This window comes from Agromyces badenianii (assembly GCF_003070885.1).
In the GTDB taxonomy this organism is placed as follows: Bacteria; Actinomycetota; Actinomycetes; order Actinomycetales; family Microbacteriaceae; genus Agromyces; species Agromyces badenianii.
Window position 1 is genome coordinate 271,506 of the sequence record NZ_CP028913.1, and the last position, 25,246, is coordinate 296,751.

Genomic DNA, 25,246 nt, shown 5'->3' on the forward strand with positions numbered 1-25,246 from the left:
CTCAAAGGGGATACCCATGTCTGAACCCACGTTTCCTGTACCGCCGCCGACGTTTGCCGCGATCACGACAGCGTCCCGAAGCCGGATCGTGCTCATCACGCCAGCCGCCCCGCTGGCAGCGCCAACCGTAACGGTCGTGACGACTCTCGCGTGCGATGCGGACGATGCCGCTGCCCTGGTCAGCGCACTTAACTGGGCTGCGTCCGGACAGGGCCAAGAGGAGTTGGAGACGCTGCTTGCCGGATTTCCGCCTGCGGTCGGCCGCTCATGCCGAGAATCGATTGCTGCCTGCCCACCGCTCTCCAGCGTCGCGTGGAGTCAGGACGGGTCCGCCATGACTGTCCTGAAGAAATTCTACTTCGAGTCTGAATCGGATGACCTTTTGGCGTGCGCGGACGCGGCCGTCGATCTTGGGCTCCAGCTACTCATCGAAGGAGAGATCGATGACGAGGACGGCCGATTCCGGATGGTCGGCACACTGCTCTCCGGGGAGGCGGAGACCGGCCCGAACTCCATCGACACTTGGTGGCCCGTCCCCGACGGAGCGACTCTTGACCGCCGAGTTCTGACCAACTCGGAGGAGCTTGCCACGGTGCTCGGGGATCCGCGCTGGGAGACCAACCTTGCGCGCGGCTACTGGCTTTGGATCCGCGACACAGAAGATGCCGACGCCGATTTTTACAGTGCCGCCGCAACGTGGGTCATTGAGTTCTTTGACAAGCCGCTGGCTCCCGACACCAACGTCCGGGTCTTTCTCGCGGACGCAGAACTCGATCAGAACGTCGAGACGGTACTCACGCCACGCAACCGGTTCACACTCTGGGTAAGCCTCTCCAACATCTCTGTTGACCTCGATGGCTGGTTGGCCGACCCAGTCGACGCAATCAGTTCCATCGTCGCGGACGATATGCCGGCCATGGTGCAATCTGAACCGCGTGACTGGTGGCTCGCACTCCGAGAATCCGCGGATCGGCTCCGCGAAGCGTCACGCCGAGGTGACTATGAGGGGATGGTCCCGCGGACACCCGCCGAAGAGGCGCTCCTCTCCCTCGCCACCCGACCCGACTACGTCGAGTGGGCTATGGACTCGTTCGAGCTTCACGATCGATCAGAAGTCTTCGGCCAACTACCCAACTCAACGTTTGACGGCGATCACGACGAGGTACTCCCCGAACTGACCGGAGATACTGACATCGAAATGATGTGGGTGGACGATGCACCCCATCGCAGCGACCCGAAGGACGCAATCAACCGGTTCCTCGGTCTCGGCGACTATCGATCATCCGAATGGCATGTGCCGTTCGACCGAGCCGTCGATAGCTTTGCCAATGAGCAAGATCCCGGTGATCAGTGACGAAGGACTGACGACGAGATCTGGGCTAGGGCGGTTTCGCATACTTCCTCGGGTTGATCACGCCACTCGTACTGTTTGGGCTGCTCCTCGCCCGTTTCGGCAAACAGCGTGCTGCCTCCTCGCCATCGGACTGCTGGTCTTGACAGGGGTTTGGGGCCCAGTGTCAGCATGGATCAGCCAGACGGCCGGTACCAGCCTTCCTAAGAGGTGCCGCCCGCCCATGCTCAAATGGCGCCTGGTCTAACGGGCGCACGCCGGGCTTGCGTTGGGTTCCCTTGTGTGACTATGGCAGCGTAAGTCGGACCCACCGGGGCAATCTAAGCGGGGACCACTTGCGGGTTGTCGGGGTGTTTGCGGCACTCTAAGCCGGACCCACCCCCACGGTTATCGGAACTGCGGTTTCCGATTGCTGAGGGTGGAGGACGGATGGAGTCTCGGGTGGACGTGTTTGCTCGGATCCGACGTGATGCGCGGGTAGAGGAACTGGGAATAAGGGCGTTGTCGGCCGGCAAATGGTCCGGCAGGCGCTGGCCTCGCCTGAGCCGCCGCCGAAGAAGACGAGGGTACGGTCAACACCGCGCCTTGACCGATTCAACCGATCATCGACGCGATGCTTCGTTAAGGATTATCTGGGTCCGGCTTCAATTGACCTTCTCACCGGTGTGTCCTTCACTCGCCAACGTTCGCCACGGATCACGAGTCGAGTTGGCGCACCGTTCTGCTCCCAGACGGTCGCCGACCCTGTGACGGTTGTTGCCATCACGCCTCCACAAATTCGAACACGTGGTCGAATGTTAGTCGACGGTGCGACGACATGCCGAATGTACGGTCCCTGCCTAGTTGGCAGGGATGAGCAGTAATGGCAGCGGTGATTCCTTAGAAGACCATTGAAAGCGAGACCGGCTCGTCCCACAAAAGTTCGCAGTGTCGTCTAGAGGCGATTCCTCTCGCTAGCGTTCGCCGCCATCCGCAGCTTCTACTGCGACGCAGGGGAAGAAGCACTCCTGAAAGCCCTCAACGCCGCTTTCGCAGCCAGGAAGGCGTTCGGCGGCGGCGGGTTGATGCCAGCCGCCCTCTGAGGTCCCGCCGGCCCAGAGCTTCGACAGCTTCGTCGCTGAGGGCGAGCTTCCTTGACACAACGCCCTTGATCGCTTCGAGCTTGCTGCCGACTATTTCGATGTCCCTGCCGATCCGGACGAGCGGGTCGACGGGCAGCTCAATACGCTTCTCAACATCAAGGTCAAGGATGAACTTCTCGCGGAACGGCTCGGAAGAAACGGTCCCCCCGTACTCGGCTTCGACCTCCCAGCGGCGCGGGATTCCCGACCTGTCGTCGAACAGGCCCGGGACCTGACCCAGAAACCAAACGTACGTGTTGCCCGGATGGAGCGTCCGGAAGCTTACCTCGCCGCCGAATGCGCCGTTAATCTCAGCGAAATGCGCCCCCATCCTTCCAGGCTTGAAGTACTTCTCTAACGAAGTGAAGGGCGGACTCACACGCAAACACACGTCGTGGGCCGGGCTTACCCCGATGTTTCGTACCGCGATATGGAGCGTGCCCTCTACCGGCGCCCCGCGATTATTCTGGACGAATCGAGTAGGTTCCAGAGCGACCTGCACCCTCGGACGGACGGCTTCGATGTTGACTTGGCGACCGAGCTCGTTAGAGGCGATTAGCGCCTTGTTCGACTGATCCACCTGTCGAATCTGGTACCAGGCGAATCCAAGCGCGACTAGGGCTGATGCCCCGAAGAAGGCGGACCATTCCTCGGCGGTCGGCATATCGAGAACCCGCCACCACGAACCCCACACCACGACGCTGGCAGAAAAGAGCCCGAAGACAACAACCACGATGGCGAGAACCGTCATGACGATGCGCATGGCTGGAGTGTTCACCTTCCGACACTATCGGCGACGGCGACGACGACTGGGCAGCGAAGCATCACGAGTGTGAGGGCCTTCCTGTTTCGTGTTGCTTCAGGATCGGTGGGCCTGGATAGGCTGAACGGGTCCGCACAAGGCATGAGCACGAAGCGAGGCGTTGATGGCGGGAAACAGGATCACCGTTCTGCTCGGAGCTGGGGCGTCGCGGGACGCAGGGCTACCACTCACCGAGGACCTCGCGAGAGCGCTCGTCGAATCGTTCGAGCAGGACCTTGGTCAGCTCCACTCAAGCCAGCGGGCCAGCCAACAACAGGTCGTTCGCGCGCTGCACATCGTCTACGGTGCGATGGTCGCACACGCAACAGAACAGGGCGACAGCCCGCTCCGCGCCGTGAACGTTGAACGCCTCGTCTCTGCCGTACGCCTACTCAGGGACCGCCGCATGCATGAAGCGGCGCCGTTCATTTCCGCGTGGCGTGGGTCAGTGGAAGAGGTGGACGGCCACCCTGTACCGTTCCGCGACAGCGACATCCGTCTGAAGGTCGACCTACACACCGGCCTAAACAAGAGGGGATTGGCTGCCGACATCGCTGCGATCGCGAGAGCAGCTGTCGCTCCTGGCGACGGGTCGACATTTGCGCGCCTCGAGGATCAGCTGTTGAGGCGAATCGTTGCACTGCTCTCCGTGCCTGTAAACGTCGACTACTTGCACCCGCTCGTCGAGCTAGCTCAAGCCCAGTCCGGTGGGGTAGACATCACGACGCTCAACTACGACCGGGCGATTGAGCTCGCAGCCGCAGAGCTCGGAACACCGATCGATACCGGCCTCGATGGGTGGCGACCCGGGAGCCCGGTTCCCTTTGAACAGGTCGATGGGCGAATCAACCTCATCAAACCTCACGGGTCCGTGGACTGGGTTCGTCAGTCCGGCGGGCATACCGACCCGATCCCGGACCACCCGCTCGTCCGGTACAGGTACAAGTCGGGCGTCACAGCAGAAGTCGTTGGGTCGCCCTATACGACAGACACCCCGCTGATCGTCATCGGGGACCGAGAAAAGCTTGCAACCGACGGGCCCACCCTGCCCCTGATGCGAGCATTCGAGGAAGCGCTCAGCCGGGCGACGAAACTCGTGGTGATCGGCTACTCGTTCGGCGACGATCACATCAACACGGTCGTGCGCAACTGGCTCGCCGCGGACAAGAGCCACGTGATTAGCATTCTCGACCCGGGATGGCCCAGACCGCAGCCGAAATCGATCGGGTATGACACGCAGCTCGGTCTTCGTGAAGCGCTCCAGTTCATGGCCGGTACCTCACCAGTTGCCGGGCCGAGTCGAGTTGTCGTCACCCGGGAAGGGGCCCGGACTGGCCTGACGACGGCGTTGGCAGCCGAACCTCTCGTGGAGCCTCCGGACGCGATCTCGGTGATCCTTTGTATTTCTGAGCAGCCGTTCATCCGCATCACCAACCACGGATACGACCTCGAAAGCATCCGAGTGTGGGCTTGGAGGGTTCACCAACGTCCTACGGGTCAGGCGATTGGCCGATTGCGACTCGATCCGAGCAGCGAGGGTGGCGCGCAGCTTTCGGTCGATCGTCTCGGCCGAGACGAACACCTGGTCGTCTTCGTCGATCTCACACCCGGCGCCGGCGCCGGGGATGTCCGCATCGATGCCGAGACCTGGGCGCGAGGCATTTCGGTCAGAACACTCTTCGACGACCTCGACATCACCACACCCGCGGAGGAACCATGCAGCTCCACCGGAGCTTGACGACAGCACCAACGGCTGTTGACCTCACGATAGCCCAGGCGGCAACGGCGACTGGTCTGAGCGAACGCTACTTCAGACGGTGGATCGATTGAGACCCGTCAGGTTCGCTTCGCCCAGACGCTCCGGTCACCCAACTGCGGCCAATGGCAGCGGACTCGAGGACTTTTCCGCCGTCGACTGTCGCGAAAATCAGTCCGCTCCCGCAACGAGGGTAGAGATCGACCCGTGAGCGTACGAAATACCGAGTTTCCGCCCAACCCACGTAGGGATGTGTGGTTACTGGGCGCAGGCTTCTCGCGAGCAGTCTCGTCCGCAATGCCGCTAACTGACGAACTCGGCAAAGAGGCCCTAGGGGAGTTGCGGAGACAACGCCCGTCTCTGAGCTTCACAGAGCCCCATTTCTCGGCCGACGGGCTTACCTTCGAGGCATGGCTGACGTGGCTCGCGGAGCGTCAACCCTACGAAGATGAGCCGGAGGCCTACGCACAGTTGGCGGTCTTCACCGCAGCCCAGGCGACGATCGCTGAAGTTCTGCAGCGAAGGGAAAAGGAGGCTGCCGCGGATCTGCCTGCATGGTTCGACGCCTTCATCGACCTTGCGCATCACGCTGAGACTCCGATCATCACACTCAACTACGACACGCTGGTGGAGGCAGGGGTGCGACAGCGGGGCTACCGCGACGAGCGCGACTTCTTGCAGCCCATGGACGCTGTCATCGGGTTCCCCAATGGGAGAGGCATGTTCATGGCGGTCCCACAGGGATTCGTTCGCCATGCCACTCTGCGCGTCTACAAGCTGCATGGCTCCACCGATTGGTACTACTTTCCAGGAGACGCCAGCGGTGCCACCCTGGACCGTCTCGAGGTGGGTCCGGGACGTGACATGACGGACCTCATCCCGGTAATCGGAGGACGCTCGCCATTCATCGTCCCGCCTACGTCCACCAAGAGTCGCTTCTTCGACAATCCAAAGACGCGATTTCTCTGGCGGGAATCGCGACGCGAGCTCGACAATGCTGATCGGGTTGTCCTTATCGGCTATTCATTACCACTGACCGATACGAATCTCGCGAGCTTGCTCGCAAGAACTTTGTCCAAATCCGGCTGCGATGTGCTGATCGTGAATCCGGCAGCGCCGGATGTTGCCCGCCGCCTAGAGGCTCTCGGCGTCGACTCTTCACGAATCAAGACTCTCGACGGCAACAGGTGTGTTGCAGATTTTGTGCACCAAGAATCGCAAGAGGTGAGTCGCCGCCTAGCGGCGAGCGTGTCGAGCGCCTACCAGCGCCGACTCGATTCGCCACTCGCGGTCGGCTGGCCGCATCCGGGTACATACGCGGCCGTTCAAGGCTATGAGCAAACGGACCGCGGCATGACTTTGCGTATCGCCAGTTTTGGCCCTCTGCAAACACTCGCAAGACGCGGGGCGGTGTTCCCCGAGGGGCAGCACTATCCGTCTGCAATCACGCTTGCCGATCTTCCGTCGCCTGATCCGACGAAGCCGCTCCACGCGACTGACGGGCGGGATACGTGGGTACTCGCCGGATACGTGGGACAACTCGGTGAAGCAGAGGCGGGAACGAGCCGCGTGGCCTACCAACACAGCACCGACGATGACTGGATCGTGTTTCGACCCTTTGGACGGGCCCCCGCAGTCTGAACTCGATGGGCGAGATGGCACGACGGCTCCACGCTGCTGTCGGTATGCCATTCATACACATGTATCCCATGTGGGAGTCGTCGCCTCGACATTTAGCTGCGCCCGAAGGACTAAGACAAGCGCCCGTGCGTCGCGGCCGCTCGCGACGGCTCAACCGTACGGAGGATTATTTCGCCCGCCGAAGAGGATTGTTTGGACCAAGTCTCCGATCGAGCCCTGAACTGACGACCGACTTCGAGTTTTCAGACCTCCCCCTCAATTTTCTCAGTCTCATCCGAACCTGTTCTGCGACATCGTCGCCAGTGTTCGTGAGCGAATTGCCGTGCCCTTTCCGGCGTCTGTCGCTCGTCACGTGGCCTGTCAACCCCGTTATGGCAGCGCGGGTACGCACGTAGCTTGAGCCCTCACGACGATTCGACGCCGACGACGAATGCCGGCATCAGGGGGTAATCGAATGTTCTTCCACGTTCAACGCATGATCAACGAAATCGTGTCCGACGAGCCGGATCCCGCCGCGGCGAACGCGCTGCAAGAGGGGCTCGGCGGCCAATTCGGCGAGATGCGCACGATGATGCAGTACCTGTTCCAAGCGATGAACTTCCGGGGGCCCGACGGGAAGCCGTACCGCGATCTTCTGCAGGGCATCGGCACTGAGGAGATCAGCCACGTCGAACTCATCGGCACGACGATCTCCCGACTGCTCGACGGCTCGCCGCAGTACCAGGGCAAGCCGACCGACCCGCTGGACAAGCCGGGGGCCGGCGGGGCCACGCCGCTGAGCATCGCGCTGGACGAGGGCAACATCCACCACTATCTCGTGGGCGCGCAGGGGGCCCTTCCGGTGGATGCCGCCGGCAACCCGTGGAGCGGCAGCTATGTCTACAACTCGGGCAACCTCCCGCTCGACCTCCTCTACAACCTCATGCTCGAGTCGACCGGGCGCCTGCAGAAATGCCGCATCTACGAGATGACCGCCAACGCCACTGCGCGCTCGACGATCGCCTACCTCATCGTGCGCGACCAGGCCCATGAGAACGCATACGCCAAGGCCCTCGAATCACTCGGCGTCAAGTGGAACACGCTGTTGCCGATTCCGAAGACTGATGCTGCGAGCTTCCCCGAGGTGAAGCGCCTGCTGGATCTCGGGCTGCAGAGCAAGCAGTACACGTTCGACCTCACCGGGCAATCCGAGGCGGGGAAGATCTTCCAGGGGATGTCACCGTCCAACGACGGAACGACACTCGACGCGAGCGAGCAAGCCCCTGAAGGCGTTCCGTCGACCATCGCACCGGAGCGACGGGAGGAGTTCGCGCCCGGTCTCGATCCGGAACTGCTCGAACTGATCCAGGCGACCGCTGAGATGGAGATGGCAGACGTCGACGCCCTCTTCGGGCCGGTTCCTCCCAGAAGTTCCTGAGACCCGGCACCCGCCGCGAACGGGCGGGCGCACGCCGATCGTGCTGTGCGCCCGCCTGGACGCCGGTCGCCCGTTCTGCGCGTGCCCTCCGCAGCGGCGGGCCTCGGCCTGCCAGAGTCGAGCGTCATGAGGAGAAGTCGGCGGGCGAGTGTGCAACTCAGGCGAATCGCTGCGGCGATCACGATCGGCATCGGGGCGGTCGCGATCGTCGCCGGCGGCACGAGCGCTCCATCGGCCTCGGCCGATGACGGGCAGGGATGGGCGACGATGCCGATCGCGATCCACAAGGAGCCGGGCGTCGGCCCGACCCCGATGGTCACGATCATCGTCGGCGGGAGTCCGGTGCAGGTCAACCTGGATACCGGGTCGAATGGTCTGGTGCTGGCCCCGGGGGTCGTCGTCGACGAGTGGACGCCTCGAGGCGAGCGCGCTTCGCAGGACTACGTGAGCGCGGTGATCGAAGGTGAGCTCGGCGTCGCCGACGTGACCTTCGGCACGAACACGCTGTCGGGCGTGACCTTCCTCAAGGGCGACACGATCGACTGCACTTCGCCGTCGACGCCGTGCCCGTCGCACTGGCCGTTGCACGGTGCCGCCGGCGGCGTGCTCGGTATCGGCCAGGCCCCGGGGCCGGAGTGGCACGGCAAGATCGAATCCCCCTTCATGTACGCGACGGGCGAGGCTGCTGCCGGCTTCCTGCTCGACATCCCGACGGATGCCGGCGGAACCCTGACGATCGGCGGCGTCGTGCCCGCACCCGGCGGCATCGTCGTGAACCAGGTGCCGACCGGCGGGCAGCACCCGCTCTACCCGAACGGTCAGACACGATACGACAAGGCGCCGCCCGTGTGCTGGACGGTCGGAACCGTCTCCGCCTGCCACGACACCACCTTCGACACCGACGAACCGCAGGGAACCGTGTACGACGACGCGTTCGACTGCGCGCAATACCCGCAGGGCAGGTTCACCGCCGGCCTTGCTGTCACGATGGCGGCCGCCATGGGCGCGACCCCGTTCGCGTCGTTCATCACGACGGATGACCCGCCCGACACGTTGCACTGCAGCGCCGTGCCCGACAACAACGGCCACTTCAACACGGGGTTCGCGTTCTTCATCGGCAAGACCGTCGGCTTCGACTCGGTGGGCGGACGGATCATCATGCAGGCGGCGCTCGCGCCCGCGGTTCCGACGCCGAGCGTCGACCCGTCGGGAGCCGCCGCCGCGTCGCCGAAGCTTGCGGAGAGCGGATCGAGCGAGGTGCTCCTGGTCGGCGGGGTCTCGACGGCGCTGGCCGTGGTCGTTCTCGGCGCCGCGCTCATGGTGCTCCCGAGGCGGGACCCGAGCGTGCGCCGTGCCTCGCAAGTAGAGCGGCCGGCCGAGTGGCAACCCATGGGGGATGGGGGAGCCTCGTAAGAGGCTGGCTGCGAACTCGACCGGCCATCGAGGCCGTACCGCCTCGATGCCTCGATACTGCCCCGACCGGCCCTCGCACGGAAGGGGGTTGACAGCCCGGATTCCGCGGAGACGAACCCGAGGGGTCGGGTCGATGGTGCCCCGGAACGGGTGTCTGGAGCCCTCGGTAGACTCGTGTGGTTACACGATCAGGGGGAATTGCACCATGCAACGAATCATCTCTTCCAGCGCGCTCGTCTTCGCCGGCGCCCTACTTCTCTCAGGCTGCGCAACGGGCGGCACCGGTGCCAGTGCATCGGCCGACTCGTGCGAGGTCGTCCGCGTCGAGGTGCGCGACATCTCGAACGGCGCCCAGAACTCGATCCTCACGGTGAGCGACCCCGCCGAGCTGGAGGCATACCTCGACCGGCTCTCCGAGCGCGTCGACGCACTCGACGAGCAGGCTGCTGACGACTCGGCGCTCGCCACGGCTCTCGACGGACTGCAAGAGAAGCTCGACGACGCGAGCGATTGGGCGGAGACCCTGCCCACCGCGGCCGAGATCGAGGCCGGCACCGAGATCGACGCCGACGCTCAGTCGCAGCAGACCGCAGACATCCAGGCCGCGGCCGTCAAGGTCACCGAGGTGTGCACCGCCGAATAGCGATCGTCGATCCGGTCGTCGCACGGCGGATCGCCGGGTCGCCCGGCACCTGCACGCACGCGAGGGGCGCGCGGTATCCGTTCACTCGGAGGCCGCGCGCTTTCTCGTGCCCGTCGACTTCGCCGGTGCCTTCGAGCCCGCCTTCTTCTTCGAGCTGCCCGTGCTCTTCGCGCCTGAGCCCGCGCCCGACTCGCGCTTGGCGGCGATCGACTGCCGCAGCGCCTCCATGAGATCGATGACCTCGCCGCCCTCCTCCTCGGGCTCCTCGCCGAAGGTCGCAGCGGTGTCGACGCCCTCGCCCTGCTCGAGCTTCGCCGTGATGAGGGTGCGCAGCTCCTGCTGGTACTCGTCGACGTACTGCTCGGGATCGAAGTCGGAGACGAGACTCTCGACGAGCTGCTTGGAGAGGTCGAGTTCTTTCGCCGAGATCTTCACCGGTTCGTCGAGCGAGGCGAACTCGGCGGCGCGCACCTCGTCGCTCCAGAGCAGGGTCTGCACCATGAGCACGTCGCCGTGCACGCGCAGCGCCGCGAGGCGAGTCTTCTGCCGCAGCGCCATCTGCACGATCGCGGTGCGATCGGTCGACTCGAGGGTCTCGCGCAGCAGCACGTACGCCTTCGACGACGCGGAGTCGGGCTCGAGGTAGTAGCTGCGGTCGAACATGATCGGGTCGATCTGCTCGCTCGGCACGAACTCCACCACCTCGATCTCACGGCTGCGTTCGGCCGGGAGCGACTTGAGGTCGTCGTCGGTGATGACGACGGTCTGCTCGCCGTCGTCGTAGGCCTTGTCGATGTTCTTGTAGTCGACGACCTTGCCGCAGACCTCGCACTTGCGCTGGTATCGGATGCGCCCGCCATCCTCGTCGTGCACCTGGTGCAGTGACACGTCGTGGTCTTCGGTGGCGGTGTACAACTTGACGGGCACATTGACCAGGCCGAATGTGACCGCGCCCTTCCAGACGGCTCGCATGCCTCAAGTACACACCCGGCGCGGGCTCGGGCGATAGCCCCGGCACGACGCGTCAGGGTCGGCGGGGGGCGATTCGCGCCATCCGGCCCGGGCACGGGCAAGATAGGGGCATGGCTGAGGGCGCGCGGCAGCTCGTCGAGGTCGATGGCCGACGCCTGCGGCTGACGAACCTCGACAAGGTCATGTATCCCGAGACGGGCATGACGAAGGGCGAGGTGATCTCGTACTACGCCGAGATCGCCCCCGTCATGGTGCCTCTCGTCGCCGGGCGTCCGGTCACGCGCAAACGCTGGGTGCACGGCGTCGGCACGGCGGATGCCCCGGAGACGGCGTTCTTCGAGAAGAACCTCGCCGAGCATGCACCCGAGTGGGTGCGCCGAGGCATCCAGCACCACTCCGACGGCGACAAGGCGTACCCGATCGCCGGCGATCGGGCGACGCTCGTGTGGCTGGCCCAGCAGGCCGCCCTCGAGTTGCACGTACCGCAATGGCGGTTCGACGCCCGCGGGGAGCCGGCGGGCCCCGACCGGATGGTCTTCGACCTCGACCCCGGTGAGGGCATGGGCCTCGCCGAGTGCGCAGAGGTCGCTCGCCACGTGCGCGCCCTCCTCGAGGGAATGGGCCTCGAGGCGATCCCCGTGACGAGCGGCAGCAAGGGCATCCACCTCTACGCGGCGCTCGACGGCTCGCAGACCTCCGACCAGGTGTCGGCGGTCGCGCACGAACTCGCGAGGGCGCTCGAGGCCGACCACCCCGAGCTCATCGTCTCGAGCATGCGCAAGACGCTGCGCACGGGGCGCGTGCTCATCGACTGGAGTCAGAACAACGGCAAGAAGACGACGATCGCGCCGTACTCCCTCCGCGGGCGGTCGCGCCCGACGGTCGCGGCGCCGCGCACCTGGCACGAGCTCGAGGCCCCCGATCTCCGTCAGCTCGAGGCATCCGACGTGCTCGCCCGCGTCGCGGAGTCGGGCGACCCGATGGGGACGTTCACCGAGCACTCGCACGCCGGCCCACTCTCGGCGTACCTCTCGATGCGCACGAGCGGCGCCACTCCCGAACCCATGCCCGCCTCGGCGTGGGGACAGGTCAGTGGCGGACCGCCGAGCGGCAGCGGGCCGCGTTTCGTGATTCAGGAGCATCACGCGCGGCGCCTGCACTACGACCTGCGACTCGAGCGAGACGGCGTCATGAAGAGCTGGGCCGTGCCGAAGGGAGTGCCCGAGACCTCCGGCACGAACCACCTCGCCGTGCAGACCGAAGACCACCCGATGGAGTATGCGACGTTCGAGGGCACGATCCCGAGGGGGGAGTACGGCGCGGGCTCGATGACGATCTGGGACACGGGCGTCTACGCCGCCGAGAAGTGGCGCGACGACGAGATCATCATCGACCTCGACGGGCAGGCGGGCGGCCCGCTGGGTGGACCGGCGCGACTCGCACTCATCCGCACCGACGGGCAGGGCGAGAAGAGCTCGTGGCTGCTGCATCGGATGAAGGATCAGGCTCCGGGCGCGGCTCGAGCGGCGGCGGCGGCATCGGCGGATGGCGGCGCCGGCGACCTCGATGCGCGCCCTCCTGCGACGGGCGCTCCTCGACCAGCGGGGAGGGTCGGCCCGATCTCGCAGCGTCCGATGCTCGCGACCGCCGCCTCACTCGGCATGCTCACGGGCGAGGAGTGGGCGCTCGAGTGGAAGTGGGACGGCATCCGGGTGCTCGCCCGCGTCGAAGCGGGCGGCATGCGGCTGCTCAGCCGCAACGGAGTCGACATCACCGCCCGCTACCCCGACCTCGCCTCCCTTCCGTCCGTCGTGCGCGGTGATGCGGTCGTCGACGGCGAGATCGTCGCGCTCGACACCGATGGCCGCCCCGACTTCGGTCGCCTGCAGCGCCGGATGAACCTCACCAAGCCGCGCGAGATCGAACGGGTCGCGGCATCCGTGCCCGTGCGCCTGCTGCTGTTCGACGTGCTCGAGGTCGACGGCCGGCCGGTCACCGACGAGCCCTACCGCCAGCGCCGGGCCCGACTCGCAGGCCTCATGCGGATGAAGCGCGGTGTGCCGGTCGAGGTGCCGGCGCCGGCGACCGGCACCCCCGAGGAGGCGCTCGCGGAGAGTCGACGGCTCGGCCTCGAGGGCATCGTCGCGAAGCGGCCCGACTCCCCGTATCGGCCCGGCGCCCGCAGCTCCGACTGGCTCAAGCACAAGCTCACGCTCACGCAGGAGGTCGTGATCGGCGGCTATCGGCGCGGCGCTGGCACGCGCACCGGCCGCATCCGCTCGCTGCTCGTCGGCATCCCCGGAGATCGCGGGCTCGAGTACGCCGGGCGCGTCGGCTCGGGACTCGGCGAGCTCGCCCTCGAGCGGCTGCTCGCGGCCCTGCGGCCGCTCGAACAGGCCGAATCCCCATTCGTCGAGGTGCCCGCAGCCGACATGAGCGACGCCGTCTGGGTTCGCCCCGAGCTCGTCGGCGAGATCGAGCTCAGCGACTGGACGAGCACCGGCGTCGCGCGGCATCCGCGCTGGCGGGGCCTGCGGCCCGACAAGGCGCCGGCCGAGGTCGAGCGCGAGACCTGAGCAGCAGCGCGGCGGCAGGCAGCCTCAGGCCGCGTCTTCGGCCGCCGGTCCGAGCAGCTCGAGCAGACGGCGTTCCCGATCGGGGCCGGATGCCACGACCACCCCGCGCTCGTAGGCGCTCAGCACGCGCGGGTCGACATAGCTGCCCTTCGCGATCGCGGGGGTGTTGCCGAGCACGCGCGACGCCTCCTCGATCGCCTCGCGGATCGCCGAGGTGCGCGCCCGCCCGGTGCCCGCGGGTCCGAGCTCGGCGAGTCGGTCGGCGGCGGCGATCGTTCCCCGCAACGTGCGGAAGTCCTTCGCGGTGAAGTCGCCGCCCGTGCGATCGCGGATGTCGTCGTTCACGTCGACGGGGGCCGCAGCGCGCATCGACCGTCCGCCCGACCAGGCGTAGAGCCGGGCGGCGGCCGAGCGCTCGCCGGCTCGCTCGACGAACGCGGCGAGCGAGGCATCCGTCACCCGCATGTCCTGTGGGATGCCGCCCTTCGCGCGGAAGCGGAACCGCACGGTCTCCACGTCGTCGAGCCGTGCGTTCCGCACGAGGAGCGTCGTGAGGCCGCGGCTGCGGAATCCGGCGAGCGATTCCTCCGAACCGATGCGGATCGCTCCGAGATCGAGGGTGCGGAACGCCGCGGCGAGCACGCGTTCCCGAGGCAGCTCGTCGAGCGCCAGGTCTCGGGCGACGGCGCGGCGGGCGCCCGGCAGCGCCTCGGCCAGGGCGGCCATGCGCAGGAACTTCTCGGCGTCCTGTCGTTCGCGCCAGACCGGGTGGTAGCGGTACTGGCGCCGGCCGGCGGCATCGACGCCGACGGCGAGGATGTGTGCATTCGGAGCATCCGAGATCCAGACCTCCTGCCATGCCGGCGGGATCGCGAGATCGGCGATGCGCGCCCGTTCGGCTCGACCGGCGGTGCCGCCGTCGCTGTGCACATACAGGAAGCCGCGCCCTCGTCTCACCCGGGTGAACCCGGGCGAGACGTAGGGCTCGACGCGTTTGAGGCGCGGCATCGGCGTCGAGCGTTCAGTGGTTGCGCAGGGTCGAGATGAGTTCGGCCTTGCGCTTGCCGCTGTACCCCGTGATGCCGAGCTCCTTCGCCCGCTTCTTCAGCGCGGCGACGGTCCACTCCTCGTAGTCGCCGTGCCGGCCGCCCTTGCGGCCGATGGCGCTACGGCCCTGCTTGGCCGCGGCGTTCGAGATGCGCGCCGCCTTCTCCTTCGAGGCACCGTCTTCACGGAGCTCCTCGTAGAGCTCGGGATCCTTCAGTGACGCGTTCTTGCGTCCGGGCATGGTGTGCTCCGTTCTTCTTCTCTCGTGTCACAGACCTTCTCTCGTGTCACAGACCGCGGCCGCCGGTGACCGGCAGCACCGCGCCTGACACGTACGACGCGTCATCCGACGCCAGATAGACGTAGGCTCCGGCGAGCTCCGCGGGCTGCCCCGCACGGCCGAGTGGGGTGTCGCGCCCGAAGCCCGGCAGCTTGTCGGGCCAGCCCGTCGCCGGGATGAGCGGCGTCCAGATCGGCCCGGGAGCGACGGCATTGACCCGGATGCCGCGGGGCCCGAGTTCCTCGGCGAGCGCCTTCGTGAACGCCACCAACGCCGCCTTCGTCATCGCGTAGTCGACGAGCGCCGACGACGGATCGAATCCCTGGATGGACGTCGTCGTGATGATGCTCGACCCGGGCTCCAAGAGGGGCACGGCCGCCCGCGCGAGGAAGACCGGCGCGAACAGGTTCACCCGCATCACCGTCTCGAAGTCGTCGGTCGGCAACTCGTCGATGCCACCGCGATTGCGCTGGTACGCCGCATTCAGCACCAGCAGGTCGAGGCCGCCGAACGCCTGCTCCGTGTGCTCGATGAGTTCTGCGCAGTGCGCCTCACTGCGCAGGTCGCCCGCCAGGAGCAGCGCGTCGGTGCCGGCATCCGAAACCCACTCGGCGGTCTCCTCCGCGTCGGCCTGCTCGCTCGGCAGGTACGAGATGGCGACCCTCGCCCCTTCCCTTGCGAAGGCGATGGCCACCGCGCGGCCGATGCCGGAGTCGCCGCCCGTGATGAGCGCCCTCCGCCCCTCGAGCCGGTGAGCCCCGCGGTAGCTCTGCTCGCCGTGGTCGGGCTGCGGTGACATCTGGTCGGTGAGCCCCGGCGGCGACTGCTCTTGCTTCGGGAATGGATCCGTCGTGTGCTTGGTGGTCGGGTCGATGAGTGATTCGTTGGTCATGTGACCTCCTGGCTTCCCGGCCACGGTACGCGCGCGTGTTATTGCACGGCAGGGGATTGACACGCCTGCGCGCATGCATCCCGGCCGCAACCGGCGTCGTCGCGACTAGCACGGGCCGAGAACGGGGGTCAACCCCTAGCCGCGCGGTCGCTCGCCCCAATAACGTCGAAGACACGAGGCGTACCCCCGTCTCGAGGTTCTGCCCGCTGGGCCTGAACCACCCTCCGCCCCGTCGATCACGGGTGCGGAAGAATTGAAGGAGAGATCATGAACATCCTCGTCGCCATTATCGCCATCGCTGCTGTCGTGCTGCTGATCACGGGCGGCGTCGTCCCCGCGCTGAACTTCCTGATCTGGGTCGGCATCGCACTGGCGGTCATCGCGGTCATCGTGTTCCTCGTGCGCTACATCGGCGGCAAGCGGACGGTCTGATCCGCGAAACTCTTGAGGAACGGGCGGCCTTCGGGCCGCCCGTTCCTTGTGAGCGGCGATCCGGGCCACCGAGACGGCGACATCGCGGCGCTGTTCGCGCCATTCGTCCGGTGATGTCAACGGCGCTCGCGGCGAACCCGTAAGCTTATCCTGTGGGAACCCTGTATTACGGAGACTCCGGCACCCCGATCGGCATCGAGGACCGCGCTCTCGCGCACCTGAAGATCGCCATCACGACCAAGCTCCGCCGTGGTGAGTCCTTCACGCTCTCCTGGCAGCACGCCGAAGATCAGCCGCGTGGCCGCAGCACGCTGTGGCTGCACGCTTCCATCCCGCTCCGTTTCGTCTTCGACGAGCCCGAGGCGCCAGAACTCAGCCGCCAGTGGATCGAAGATCTGATGCGGTCGGCGAACAGCACCGGCGGCATCCGGCTGGTGCCCGAGCACCTCGACACCGACCCGATCCCGACGATCGCCGGCCAGCCCGTGCAGGTCGGCGTCGACGTGCAAGAGGTCGATTCCCCGACTGAATCGCAGCCCGCCTGAGCCCTCGGGCCTCGCGATTCGTGTCGCTCAGCCGATGGCGGATGCCTCGGTCTACTCGTCTTCGAGCTGTGCGCTCTCGGCCGGCTCGGGCACGAAATGCAGTCCGGCCGTGCTGTTGGCCGACAGCAGCATCTGCTCGATCCAGAGACGGTTCAACACCGGCGGCCGGTTGCCGCTGAAGACGAACTGCAGCGGAATCGATTCGTGCAGCCAGATCGTCGTGCGACCGCTGCCGTTCTCGACTCCGTGTTCCCATGTCATGGCGAAGCTCTCGGAGCGACGGAGCTTGTTGAGGATCGCCACACGAAGATGGGCCAGGGTGCGATCGTCGATGTCGATCTCACGCGGCGAAGAGTTGTAGATGAACTTGCCCATGCCGGAACTCTAGTCCGCACGGTGCTCGCTTCGGCACCATGCGAGCCAGAGAGTCTGCCCCTCAGATCACGTGCCCGTCGGGGTCCAGCGGATCGTTCCGTTGGATGCCGGGCTTTCGCGCGTCGAGGGGGTCGGCGTCGAGCTGCTGCGCATCGGGGTCGCTGAGCGATGGGCCGTCGATGGTCGAGGGCGGCAGGTCGCGCATGCGTCGACGTGCCGCGTCGTCGTTCGGCGGAGCGCCGGTGTCGGCGTCGGGTCGAAGGTCGTTCTCGGGGTCGGTGAGGGCGTGGGGAGTCTGCCCTCGCGGGTCGCCCATGACTTGCTCCTTTCGGGCGTGCGGATGATTCGGGGGCATCCGCTCAGTACACGGTAGGCACAGCCCGGTCGCCGCCGCCAAGGGGTTGACCGAACCGGGCCAGTCGCTCGCGCAGGAGGAGCCCGTCTCGATTGGCGCGATCAGAGCGCGTGCGTTAGAGTTGCGTGGTTGCCTGATCGCGAAGATCGCGAGGGTGACATCCCATGCGCCCGTAGCTCAACGGATAGAGCATCTGACTACGGATCAGAAGGTTGGGGGTTCGAATCCCTCCGGGCGCACACTGGTTGAGACAGTATCTCTGTTCTTCAGAGGCGTGGCGGCTCGCGAAAGCGGGCCGTTTTCGTTGCGGCCAGTCCGCCCTTGCGGCATCGTCCGATACGCTTCGAAGCTATGGGCGCGCTTCGCAAGACCCCGCCGTCTGCTGAGAATCACCTGAGTATCGGCGTGTGCGCCGCGCCGGAAAGGTGACGCGGAGGCTATTCCCCGGTTAGGCTCGAGACACATCTGAGTCCCGTGATCGAGAGTTCGGATATGAAAGGTGCGCGCGCCGGGTCTGACCCGGCTACGTTCTACCGGGCGGTCTTTCTGCGGCAGCGCACGAGCAGTCCCGACTTCGCCGACCGTGAAGGACACGTTCGGCGCGAAGTCCTGCGTGCGAGAGGCCCGGCATCCCTAATGCGGCGAATTTACATCCTGCTCATCGCGTGCGCCGTGTCGATCGTGCTGTATCGCGCGCTCGACCCGCGGTTCTCGCCGACGAACGCCGACCAGGTGATCGACCTGCTGTGGATGGCGCTCGCGCTCGCGGGAGGTGTGGCCGTCGGGGCCTCGCTCTTCCTGGCGTCGGCATCGCGGGCCGGGCTCGCCGGAATGGTACGCCTCGGTCTGCCGACGCTTCGCACGGAGCCTCGGGCCATCGTCAACGGGCTCACCTGGGCCGCGATCGCGCTGCTCGCGGTGCACTTCACGGCCGCGGCCTTCGACGGGTTGCCCGGCGGCCACCGCTTGGCGGGCGTCGTGCTCGGCGCCGCCTTCGGAATCGGAACCTTCCGCCTGCATCGGCACGCGATCGAGCACGAGGTGTACCGCAACTTCAACCTCGTCGCGATGCTGCTCGCCGCTGGAAGCCTTGCGAGCATGAGCATCACCCCGACCGGCGAGTGGTGGACGCACAACTTCAGCACGCTCGGCACCTCGAACGACCTCGCCGCGGCCTGCTTCAATGGCGCGGTCATCGTGTCAGGGCTCGGCATGGCCGGGTTGTCGGCCTCGCTCACTCGAGCGCTCGCCCAGGGCCCGTTCGGCCTGCGCCGCGGCGCACGTTCCGTGATGCAGACGCTCATCGCCCTCGTCGGGGTGAGCCTCATGGGCGTCGGCGTGGTGCCGATCGACAGCGCCACCGACCTGCACAACATGTTCGCCATCGGGGCGGCCGCCTTCTTCGCGCTGCTGTGCCTCGGCGTGCAGTTCTTCGCCTCGCGCATGCCTCGGTCATTCGTGTTCTTCTCGTACGGCTCCCTCGCACTCGAGGTCGTCGCGATGGTGGCCTACGATCGGCTCAGCATCTTCAGCCTCACGGTGTTCGAGATCGTCGCCTTCGCGCTCATGTTCGCGTGGCTCATCGCCCTCGTCGTGGCCACGGTGCACGAGCACAGCGACAGCACGGCGGATGCCCCGGCGGCATCCCGATGCATCCCTCGCCGTTCTTCGCGCCCGATCTTGACGGTGCACCGCGACCGCACCGACGCCGCTGCAATCGCTCGGTTCGGTCCGAGTGTTCGGGTCACGAGCGCCTCGGGGCGCGGCTCAGCGGCGGTGTTGACTTCGAGCCGGCGCGACGGACAGCCCATGTGCCACGACGTGCCGCCGCGAACCGTGCGATTCCGCTCGCTCCGGCCGCAGCCCGGGCCTGCGCACCCTCGTCGCGGTGAGCGCCGATCACGGCGAGTCGGCCCTACCGGTCGAGTAGAGTCACGCCATGGCCACCGATATCGTTGACATCGTCCGCAACGATGACCGGCACCGCTATGAACTCTCATTCGCCGGCGAACGCGCCGGGTTCGCGCAGTACCGCCTTCATGACGGCACGATCGTCTTCACGCACACGGTGGTGCTGCCCGAGTTCGAGGGACGCGGCCTCGGCAGCAGGCTCGCGAAGTTCGTGCTCGACGACGCCGTGACGCGTGGGCAGCGCATCGTGCCGGAGTGCCCGTTCATCGCCGCCTACCTCCGGCGGCACGAGGAGTACGAAGCGTCGATCGACTGGCCCTGACGCCGCGTTCCGCGGCTCGGCCCGGTCCTGGCAGGCCCTCACCCCCCAATCGGGGAAGTATCCGCGCGCCGAACCGGCGACTACGATGCGAGCAGACCCGAGTCGGACCCGTACCGACCTGCTCGCGCTGCACCGGCGAGTCGCGTGATCGAGCGCTCGCACGATCGCCCGGGTGAAGCTCGCCGGGCTGTGTTCGGGTCGCTCGGCGGGAGGGGTCTCCCCTGGAGACCGCGGTGGGGCGGGAGGTAGGGTTCCCGCCCCGCCGTCCTCCAGGTGCCGTGGATCCGTCAGCTCGCGGCTTCGGCGGGCTGCGCCCCGTCGATGTCCCTGCGTAGCCGATCGCAGAGTGCGGCGAGGGTGCGCAGCTCGGACTCGCTGAGCGTGTCGCCGATCTGCCGGTTGATCGCGTCCATATGGATGATCGCGACGCGGCGGAAGAGCGTGAATCCCGACTCGGTGATGGCCACGATCGTGCCGCGCCCGTCGTTCGGGTCGGGGAGCTTCGAAACCAGCTCGCGCGCGGCGAGCCGGTCGACGAGACGGCTCACGCTGGGCTGCGTCAGGAGCACGTTCCGATTCAGCTCCTTGAGCCGCAGTCGGCGGTCGGGCGCCCGTGTGATGGTGAACAGCACGTCGTACTCGTTCAGCGAGATGACGTCGCTCGGGAACTCGGCGGCCAGTGCTCGCATGATCGTGACTTGCGCACGGAACAGCGACTCCCATGCGGCGACGGTGATCGCACGATCTGCCATGACCGTTCCCTTCGACGTGTGGATGCAACCCACAATAGGGAACTGCGGCAGGAATCGGTTGAGGGCCGGTCGTAGAGGCTGACGACCGGCCCTCTCCCTTGCACCAAGAGTGTCCTGCAATCACATTCCGCGCCGTCTGCCACAGCAAACATCCGACGCAGTACCGAATATATAACGGATCGGTAACAGGCGCTAGTTATCGTTCTGTTATTTTCGAGGCGATTTCTTTTCGAACACCTGTGTTCATGTGCCGGCAACCCATGCACCATCGTTCGAGCTGCACAGGAGTCATCCATCTCCGCATCGACCGTCCGGACCCCGGTGCAGACCAGTCGGCGAGCGAAGCTTTCGCCGGTGGGAACCCCTGCTCAGTACAGGTCGGGCGAGGGCGTCGAGGCCTGGCGGATCGAGACGTCGGCGTGACGGTCGAAGCGGTAGCCGACGCCGCGCACGGTGCGCACGATGTCCTGGTAGTGCGCGAGCTTCGAGCGCAGGCGACGCACGTGCACGTCGATCGTGCGCTCGCTCGGCGCCTCGTCGTCGGCGTCCCAGAGGTTGTCGATGAGCTCGTGGCGGTCGATCGTGCGACCCTCGCGGAGCACGAGGTACTGCAGCAGCTCGAACTCCTTGTAGGTCAGGCCGGCCGCCTCGCCGTCGAGCAGCACGCGCTTGCGGGAGATGTCGATGATGACGCCGTTGGGGTGGCGGTCGGAGTCGTCACGGGTGCGCTGCCCCTCGCGCTGCTTGGCGAGCGCGGAAGGATCTTGCAGGGCGAGTCGCACGACGTCGACGTCGCGGCCGCCGGCGCCCTCGGGTGCGAGTGCCACGGCGGCGTAGGTCTCGGCCGAGGGGGAGACCTCGGCGGTGAGGGCTCGAAGCGCCTCGACGATGCGGTGGAGCGTCGTGCCGTCGGCGATGGCCTTGGCTTCGTCGATTCCGACGTAGAGCACGAAGCCGCGGGCCTCGGTGCCTTCGGGCACCGCGCGAACCCGGGGCGAGCGGCCCGCGGCCTCGGCCGAGGCGTCGGTCGTCTCGGCGGCGACGCGAGAGGCGGTCGCGGCGAGCGAGCGGAGCGGAGTGGTCGAGGGAGCCGCCGTCAGCGAGGGGGCGGTGCGAGCCTGGACGGTGCGGACGGGGGTGGTTGCGAGTGCGAGAGACATGACGGGAGTCCTTGTGTGAAGGGTGCAGCGACGGACCCCGGAGGCGGGGTCGGATCGAATGGCCGATTCGGCCGGGCGAGCCCTCCGAAAGTCGGAGGGTTCAGAGGAGTCGGCGCCGATCTGGATGCGGATCGGCTGCAGAACTCGGCGGTCGGTTCGCGGGTCAGCGGCACATTCGACAACACATGGGTGCACGCGCCGACATCATCATGTCGGTCGTCCTGAGAGCGCCGTGGGCGGTCAGGTTGCGTGCGGTGTCAGTCATGACCGTCAGTCAAACCGAATGTCGAGCGTGTGTCAATTCATGACCATTGGGTGACGGGGTGTGACGTCGCACGCGGTGCGCGCAGCGCTGCGGCATCCGGCAGGATCAGTCAGTGGGCCGCAGTGACTGAAAGGATCTGCGGCAGATCAGCCGGAAAAGAAATCTTCCGCGTGGGAACCTCGCCACGGCGTGTCGTGGCTCGAAGATCCTTCACTGCGGGATGCTGCGAGTGGCCCTTATACCGTGCCGTACAGCCGGTCGCCCGCGTCGCCGAGGCCGGGCACGATGTAGCCCAGTTCGTTGAGTCGCTCGTCGACGGCCCCGAGCACCACGGTGACCTCCCGGCCCTCCAGAGCCCGCTCGACCGCCGCGAGACCCTCGGGGGCGGCGAGGATGCAGATCGCCGTGACATCCGTCGCGCCGCGCTTCAGCAGGAACTCGATCGCGGCGATGAGCGAGCCGCCCGTGGCGAGCATGGGGTCGAGCACGAAGCACTGGCGGTCGCTGAGGTCGTCGGGCAGGCGCTCGGCGTAGGTGGTCGGCTCGAGCGTCTCTTCGTTGCGAGCCATGCCGAGGAAGCCGACCTCTGCGGTCGGCAGCAGCTTCACCATGCCCTCGAGCATGCCGAGGCCCGCGCGCAGGATCGGCACGATGAGAGGCTTCGGCTCGGCGATGCGCACACCGGTCGCCGCAGCCACCGGGGTGATGATGTCGACGGGCTCGACGCGCACACCGCGAGTGCCCTCGTAGGCGAGCAGCGTCATGAGCTCTTCGACGAGCGAGCGGAAGACCGGCGACGGGGTCGTCTGGTCGCGGAGCACCGTCAGCTTGTGAGTGATGAGCGGGTGATCGGCAACGTGGACTCGCATAGGCTCGAGTCTAGTTCGCCGGGTCGGCGCGGAGGGAGTGACTGTGGAGCTGCCGCTGCACCGCGACTGGATGCGCCTCGCGCTCGCCGAAGCCGCGCAGGCGCCCGCCACGCGCGACGTGCCCGTGGGCGCGATCGTGGTCGACGCCGCGGGCGCGGTCATCGCCGCGCGCCGCAACGAGCGCGAGCTCCTCGGCGACCCCACCGCGCACGCCGAATTGCTCGCGCTCCGCTCGGCCGCCGAGGTGACGGGCGACTGGCGCCTGACCGAGTGCACGCTCGTCGTCACTCTCGAGCCCTGCGTCATGTGTGCCGGGGCGATCCTCGCGGCCCGCATCCCGACCGTGGTCTTCGGCGCATGGGATGAGAAGGCCGGCGCTGCCGGATCCCTCTACGACGTGCTCCGCGACCGGCGGCTCAACCACCGGGTCGAGGTGTTCGCGGGCGTCGAGGCGGATGCCGCGGCCGAGCTGCTCCTCGACTTCTTCGACGACCCCCTGCGTCGCCCCTGATCACCTCACCGGTGGAGGAGCATGGCGAGAGGGTCGCGAGACCCCGACTCGAGCAACGAGACGCCGTCGGGATGCTGTCGAGACGCCGTCGCTACCCGACCGCCGACTCCTCGACCGCCGCCGGCTCCCCGACCGCCGCGGACTGGGCCGCCGTGCGCACCGCGAGCCCGTCGAGGTACTCGCCGAGCAGGCGAGCGGATGCCGCCTCTGCGGCCGGCCCGAACGACGCCCGCTGCGCGCGCAACTGCTCGCGGCTGAGGCCGTACTCGGGCAGTTCGTCGCCCCACTCGCGCAGCCAGTCCTCGTGGATCTCGTCGGTGACCTCGGGGTGGAACTGCACCGCGAGCAACCAGTCGCCCTTCGCGAACGCCTGGTTCTCGTACTGGCCGGAGGCGGCCAGGCGGTCGACGCCCTCGGGCAGCTCGAAGGTGTCGCCATGCCACTGCACGGTGGGCACCCCGGCGAAGTGCCGCACGGGCGAGTTCGCGCCCGCCTCGGTCGGCTCGACCGTCAGCCAGCCGACCTCTTTCTTCGGCCCCTTGAAGACCTCGGCCCCGAGTGCGCTCGCGAGCAGCTGCGCTCCGAGGCACACGCCGAAGATCGGCGCCTCCGCTTCGATACGCGTGCGCAGCAGCCCGATCTCGTCGGCGAGATACGGGTAGCGGTCGATCTCGTACGCACCCTCGTCTCCGCCGAGCACCACCACGAGGTCGGGTTCGAGGGCATCGAGCGCCGCGACATCCGTCGACGGGGCGTCGACCGTGACGATCTCGTAGCCGTGCGCGTGGAGCGTCGGGCCGAGATTGCCGAGGCCGATGGCCGAGTCGTGCCGCAGCACGAGGGCGGTGCGGCGAGGTGCCGTCACTCGAGGCCCTTGATGACGATCGCGTCGGTGGGCGGTGCGGGCTGGTTCGGCTCGACGTACACGTCGGGCTCGATGTAGACGACCCGTGCGGCGGGCACGGCCTCGCGGATGCGCTGTTCGATCACGTTCGTGGCCGTCGACACCTCGAGCAGGCGCTGGTCGGCGGTGAAGCCCAGCTTCGCGGCGACGAGCAGTTCGTCGGGGCCGAGGTAGAGGGTCTTCATGTGGATGATGCGCTCGGCCTCGGGGCCGTCGAGGATCGCCTGCGCGATGCGCGCGACGTCGTCGTCGTTGGCGCCCTCGCCGACGAGGAGCGACTTCGTCTCGATGCCGAGCACGATCGCCACGATCACGAGGAGGGTACCGATCATGAGGGTGCCGATCGCGTCGAAGACCGGGTTGCCGGTGAGGATCGTGAGGCCCACGCCGAGGAACGCGAACACGAGGCCGAGCAGGGCCGCGACGTCTTCGAGCAGCACCACGGGCAGCTCGGGCGCCTTCGCCCGGCGCACGAACTGGACCCAGCTCTGGCGCCCGCGCACGTGGTTGGACTCCTTCACCGCGGTGCGCAGGGAGAACGACTCGAGCACGATGGCGATCGAGAGCACGAGGATCGGCAGCCACGCGTTCTCGAGCTCGTGCGGGTGCTGCAGCTTGTCGACTCCCTCGTAGATGGAGAAGATGCCACCGACCGAGAACAGGATGATCGCGACGACGAACGCGTAGACGTAGCGTTCGCGGCCGTAGCCGAACGGATGCTCCTTGTCGGCGGCCTTCCTGGCCTTGCGGCCGCCGAGGATGAGGAGCAACTGGTTGCCGGCATCGGCGACCGAGTGCACGGCCTCGGCGAGCATCGACGCGGAACCGGAGAAGAACCACGCGATGAACTTCGTGATCGCGATGCCCGTGTTCGCAAGGAATGCCGCGATGATGGCTTTCGTACCGCCCGATGCGCTCATGGAGCAATCCTAAA

24 protein-coding genes and 1 tRNA gene are annotated in these 25,246 nt (G+C 66.9%); 13 read left to right on the forward strand and 12 right to left on the reverse strand.

Annotation, left to right across the window (positions count from 1 at the left end; translation table 11 throughout):
• Positions 1-16 precede the first annotated feature (16 nt).
• Positions 17-1,354 (forward strand): hypothetical protein, encoded by a 1,338-nt coding sequence (locus DCE93_RS01290; RefSeq protein WP_146184909.1) that lies wholly within the window; start codon positions 17-19, stop codon positions 1,352-1,354.
• Positions 1,355-2,368: 1,014 nt separating this feature from the next.
• Here the strand turns inward: DCE93_RS01290 and DCE93_RS01295 are convergent.
• Complete coding sequence (locus tag DCE93_RS01295) at positions 2,369-3,235, reverse strand: hypothetical protein (protein WP_108594299.1); 867 nt, start codon at positions 3,233-3,235, stop codon at positions 2,369-2,371.
• 163 nt (positions 3,236-3,398) lie between these two features.
• Here DCE93_RS01295 and DCE93_RS01300 point away from each other — a divergent pair, with 163 nt between their 5' ends.
• From DCE93_RS01300 to DCE93_RS01315, 5 genes are all read left to right on the forward strand, one after another.
• Positions 3,399-5,012 (forward strand): SIR2 family protein, encoded by a 1,614-nt coding sequence (locus tag DCE93_RS01300; protein ID WP_108594300.1) that lies wholly within the window; start codon positions 3,399-3,401, stop codon positions 5,010-5,012.
• Positions 5,013-5,327: 315 nt separating this feature from the next.
• Entirely contained in the window at positions 5,328-6,671 is a 1,344-nt protein-coding gene (locus tag DCE93_RS14380) for a hypothetical protein (RefSeq protein ID WP_146184910.1), read from the forward strand.
• A 454-nt stretch (positions 6,672-7,125) separates the two neighbouring features.
• Entirely contained in the window at positions 7,126-8,088 is a 963-nt protein-coding gene (locus tag DCE93_RS01305; protein WP_108594301.1) for a manganese catalase family protein, read from the forward strand.
• 150 nt (positions 8,089-8,238) lie between these two features.
• Positions 8,239-9,501, forward strand: coding sequence for a hypothetical protein (locus DCE93_RS01310; RefSeq protein ID WP_108594302.1), 1,263 nt, complete (start codon positions 8,239-8,241; stop codon positions 9,499-9,501).
• Positions 9,502-9,706: 205 nt separating this feature from the next.
• Positions 9,707-10,144, forward strand: coding sequence for a hypothetical protein (locus tag DCE93_RS01315; protein WP_108594303.1), 438 nt, complete (start codon positions 9,707-9,709; stop codon positions 10,142-10,144).
• 81 nt (positions 10,145-10,225) lie between these two features.
• Here the strand turns inward: DCE93_RS01315 and ku are convergent, their stop codons facing one another.
• The gene (gene ku / locus DCE93_RS01320) at positions 10,226-11,116 is read right to left on the reverse strand and encodes a non-homologous end joining protein Ku (RefSeq protein ID WP_108594304.1); all 891 of its coding nucleotides are present in this window, start codon (positions 11,114-11,116) and stop codon (positions 10,226-10,228) included.
• Between the two features lie 110 nt (positions 11,117-11,226).
• On the opposite strand from ku, the gene DCE93_RS01325 reads away from it, so the two are divergent.
• The gene (locus DCE93_RS01325) at positions 11,227-13,692 is read left to right on the forward strand and encodes an ATP-dependent DNA ligase (RefSeq protein WP_108594305.1); all 2,466 of its coding nucleotides are present in this window, start codon (positions 11,227-11,229) and stop codon (positions 13,690-13,692) included.
• Between the two features lie 24 nt (positions 13,693-13,716).
• On the opposite strand, the gene DCE93_RS01330 is transcribed toward DCE93_RS01325, so the two are convergent.
• The 3 genes from DCE93_RS01330 to DCE93_RS01340 are packed head-to-tail and all read right to left on the reverse strand — an operon-like array spanning position 13,717 to position 15,911.
• Positions 13,717-14,700, reverse strand: a complete 984-nt coding sequence (locus DCE93_RS01330) for a DNA topoisomerase IB (protein ID WP_108594306.1) — start codon at positions 14,698-14,700, stop codon at positions 13,717-13,719.
• 13 nt (positions 14,701-14,713) lie between these two features.
• A complete protein-coding gene (locus tag DCE93_RS01335; RefSeq protein WP_108594307.1) occupies positions 14,714-14,980 on the reverse strand; it encodes a DUF7218 family protein in 267 nt (88 codons plus the stop codon).
• A 46-nt stretch (positions 14,981-15,026) separates the two neighbouring features.
• Positions 15,027-15,911, reverse strand: coding sequence for an SDR family oxidoreductase (locus tag DCE93_RS01340; RefSeq protein WP_108594308.1), 885 nt, complete (start codon positions 15,909-15,911; stop codon positions 15,027-15,029).
• 267 nt (positions 15,912-16,178) lie between these two features.
• On the opposite strand from DCE93_RS01340, the gene DCE93_RS14510 reads away from it, so the two are divergent.
• Positions 16,179-16,343, forward strand: coding sequence for a hypothetical protein (locus tag DCE93_RS14510; RefSeq protein WP_165906132.1), 165 nt, complete (start codon positions 16,179-16,181; stop codon positions 16,341-16,343).
• Positions 16,344-16,495: 152 nt separating this feature from the next.
• Positions 16,496-16,888, forward strand: a complete 393-nt coding sequence (locus DCE93_RS01345; protein WP_235825333.1) for a DUF7882 family protein — start codon at positions 16,496-16,498, stop codon at positions 16,886-16,888.
• A 51-nt stretch (positions 16,889-16,939) separates the two neighbouring features.
• On the opposite strand, the gene DCE93_RS01350 is transcribed toward DCE93_RS01345, so the two are convergent.
• On the reverse strand, positions 16,940-17,263 hold the full coding sequence (locus DCE93_RS01350) for a DUF7882 family protein (protein WP_108594309.1): 324 nt from the start codon (positions 17,261-17,263) through the stop codon (positions 16,940-16,942).
• A 61-nt stretch (positions 17,264-17,324) separates the two neighbouring features.
• Positions 17,325-17,579 carry a hypothetical protein gene (locus DCE93_RS01355; RefSeq protein ID WP_108594310.1) on the reverse strand — a complete coding sequence of 85 codons (255 nt, stop codon included), beginning with the start codon at positions 17,577-17,579 and terminating at the stop codon, positions 17,325-17,327.
• Positions 17,580-17,784: 205 nt separating this feature from the next.
• On the opposite strand from DCE93_RS01355, the gene DCE93_RS01360 reads away from it, so the two are divergent.
• The 3 genes from DCE93_RS01360 (at position 17,785) to DCE93_RS01370 (ending at position 19,851) form a co-directional block, all read left to right on the forward strand.
• Positions 17,785-17,857: transfer RNA gene (locus DCE93_RS01360), tRNA-Arg, on the forward strand.
• Between the two features lie 397 nt (positions 17,858-18,254).
• The gene (locus DCE93_RS01365) at positions 18,255-19,577 is read left to right on the forward strand and encodes a hypothetical protein (protein WP_108594311.1); all 1,323 of its coding nucleotides are present in this window, start codon (positions 18,255-18,257) and stop codon (positions 19,575-19,577) included.
• A complete protein-coding gene (locus tag DCE93_RS01370) occupies positions 19,558-19,851 on the forward strand; it encodes a GNAT family N-acetyltransferase (protein WP_108594312.1) in 294 nt (97 codons plus the stop codon). The genes DCE93_RS01365 and DCE93_RS01370 overlap by 20 nt, the downstream gene beginning before the upstream one ends.
• A gap of 287 nt (positions 19,852-20,138) precedes the next feature.
• Here the strand turns inward: DCE93_RS01370 and DCE93_RS01375 are convergent, their stop codons facing one another.
• The 3 genes from DCE93_RS01375 to upp all read right to left on the reverse strand — a co-directional run bounded on the left by DCE93_RS01375 (position 20,139) and on the right by upp (position 22,897).
• On the reverse strand, positions 20,139-20,603 hold the full coding sequence (locus DCE93_RS01375) for a MarR family winged helix-turn-helix transcriptional regulator (RefSeq protein WP_108594313.1): 465 nt from the start codon (positions 20,601-20,603) through the stop codon (positions 20,139-20,141).
• Positions 20,604-20,971: 368 nt separating this feature from the next.
• Complete coding sequence (locus DCE93_RS01380; protein WP_108594314.1) at positions 20,972-21,763, reverse strand: winged helix-turn-helix domain-containing protein; 792 nt, start codon at positions 21,761-21,763, stop codon at positions 20,972-20,974.
• Between the two features lie 501 nt (positions 21,764-22,264).
• Positions 22,265-22,897 (reverse strand): uracil phosphoribosyltransferase, encoded by a 633-nt coding sequence (gene upp, locus DCE93_RS01385; protein ID WP_108594315.1) that lies wholly within the window; start codon positions 22,895-22,897, stop codon positions 22,265-22,267.
• A gap of 43 nt (positions 22,898-22,940) precedes the next feature.
• On the opposite strand from upp, the gene tadA reads away from it, so the two are divergent.
• Complete coding sequence (gene tadA / locus DCE93_RS01390) at positions 22,941-23,408, forward strand: tRNA adenosine(34) deaminase TadA (RefSeq protein ID WP_420836980.1); 468 nt, start codon at positions 22,941-22,943, stop codon at positions 23,406-23,408.
• Between the two features lie 91 nt (positions 23,409-23,499).
• On the opposite strand, the gene DCE93_RS01395 is transcribed toward tadA, so the two are convergent.
• Positions 23,500-24,273, reverse strand: coding sequence for a glutamine amidotransferase-related protein (locus DCE93_RS01395; protein WP_108594316.1), 774 nt, complete (start codon positions 24,271-24,273; stop codon positions 23,500-23,502).
• Positions 24,270-25,232: a cation diffusion facilitator family transporter gene (locus tag DCE93_RS01400; RefSeq protein ID WP_108594317.1), complete on the reverse strand. Its 963-nt coding sequence runs from the start codon at positions 25,230-25,232 to the stop codon at positions 24,270-24,272. The genes DCE93_RS01395 and DCE93_RS01400 overlap by 4 nt, the downstream gene beginning before the upstream one ends.
• Positions 25,233-25,246 lie beyond the last annotated feature (14 nt).

Bases quoted from the DNA above. Each gene is read 5' to 3' on its own strand.
- DCE93_RS01290 (WP_146184909.1), top strand. From the start codon at position 17: ATGTCTGAACCCACGTTTCCTGTACCGCCGCCGACGTTTGCCGCGATC.
- DCE93_RS01295 (WP_108594299.1), bottom strand. From the start codon at position 3,235: ATGCGCATCGTCATGACGGTTCTCGCCATCGTGGTTGTTGTCTTCGGG.
- DCE93_RS01300 (WP_108594300.1), top strand. From the start codon at position 3,399: ATGGCGGGAAACAGGATCACCGTTCTGCTCGGAGCTGGGGCGTCGCGG.
- DCE93_RS14380 (WP_146184910.1), top strand. From the start codon at position 5,328: ATGCCGCTAACTGACGAACTCGGCAAAGAGGCCCTAGGGGAGTTGCGG.
- DCE93_RS01305 (WP_108594301.1), top strand. From the start codon at position 7,126: ATGTTCTTCCACGTTCAACGCATGATCAACGAAATCGTGTCCGACGAG.
- DCE93_RS01315 (WP_108594303.1), top strand. From the start codon at position 9,707: ATGCAACGAATCATCTCTTCCAGCGCGCTCGTCTTCGCCGGCGCCCTA.
- ku (WP_108594304.1), bottom strand. From the start codon at position 11,116: ATGCGAGCCGTCTGGAAGGGCGCGGTCACATTCGGCCTGGTCAATGTG.
- DCE93_RS01325 (WP_108594305.1), top strand. From the start codon at position 11,227: ATGGCTGAGGGCGCGCGGCAGCTCGTCGAGGTCGATGGCCGACGCCTG.
- DCE93_RS01330 (WP_108594306.1), bottom strand. From the start codon at position 14,700: ATGCCGCGCCTCAAACGCGTCGAGCCCTACGTCTCGCCCGGGTTCACC.
- DCE93_RS01335 (WP_108594307.1), bottom strand. From the start codon at position 14,980: ATGCCCGGACGCAAGAACGCGTCACTGAAGGATCCCGAGCTCTACGAG.
- DCE93_RS01340 (WP_108594308.1), bottom strand. From the start codon at position 15,911: ATGACCAACGAATCACTCATCGACCCGACCACCAAGCACACGACGGAT.
- DCE93_RS14510 (WP_165906132.1), top strand. From the start codon at position 16,179: ATGAACATCCTCGTCGCCATTATCGCCATCGCTGCTGTCGTGCTGCTG.
- DCE93_RS01350 (WP_108594309.1), bottom strand. From the start codon at position 17,263: ATGGGCAAGTTCATCTACAACTCTTCGCCGCGTGAGATCGACATCGAC.
- DCE93_RS01355 (WP_108594310.1), bottom strand. From the start codon at position 17,579: ATGGGCGACCCGCGAGGGCAGACTCCCCACGCCCTCACCGACCCCGAG.
- DCE93_RS01365 (WP_108594311.1), top strand. From the start codon at position 18,255: ATGCGGCGAATTTACATCCTGCTCATCGCGTGCGCCGTGTCGATCGTG.
- DCE93_RS01370 (WP_108594312.1), top strand. From the start codon at position 19,558: ATGGCCACCGATATCGTTGACATCGTCCGCAACGATGACCGGCACCGC.
- DCE93_RS01375 (WP_108594313.1), bottom strand. From the start codon at position 20,603: ATGGCAGATCGTGCGATCACCGTCGCCGCATGGGAGTCGCTGTTCCGT.
- DCE93_RS01380 (WP_108594314.1), bottom strand. From the start codon at position 21,763: ATGTCTCTCGCACTCGCAACCACCCCCGTCCGCACCGTCCAGGCTCGC.
- upp (WP_108594315.1), bottom strand. From the start codon at position 22,897: ATGCGAGTCCACGTTGCCGATCACCCGCTCATCACTCACAAGCTGACG.
- DCE93_RS01400 (WP_108594317.1), bottom strand. From the start codon at position 25,232: ATGAGCGCATCGGGCGGTACGAAAGCCATCATCGCGGCATTCCTTGCG.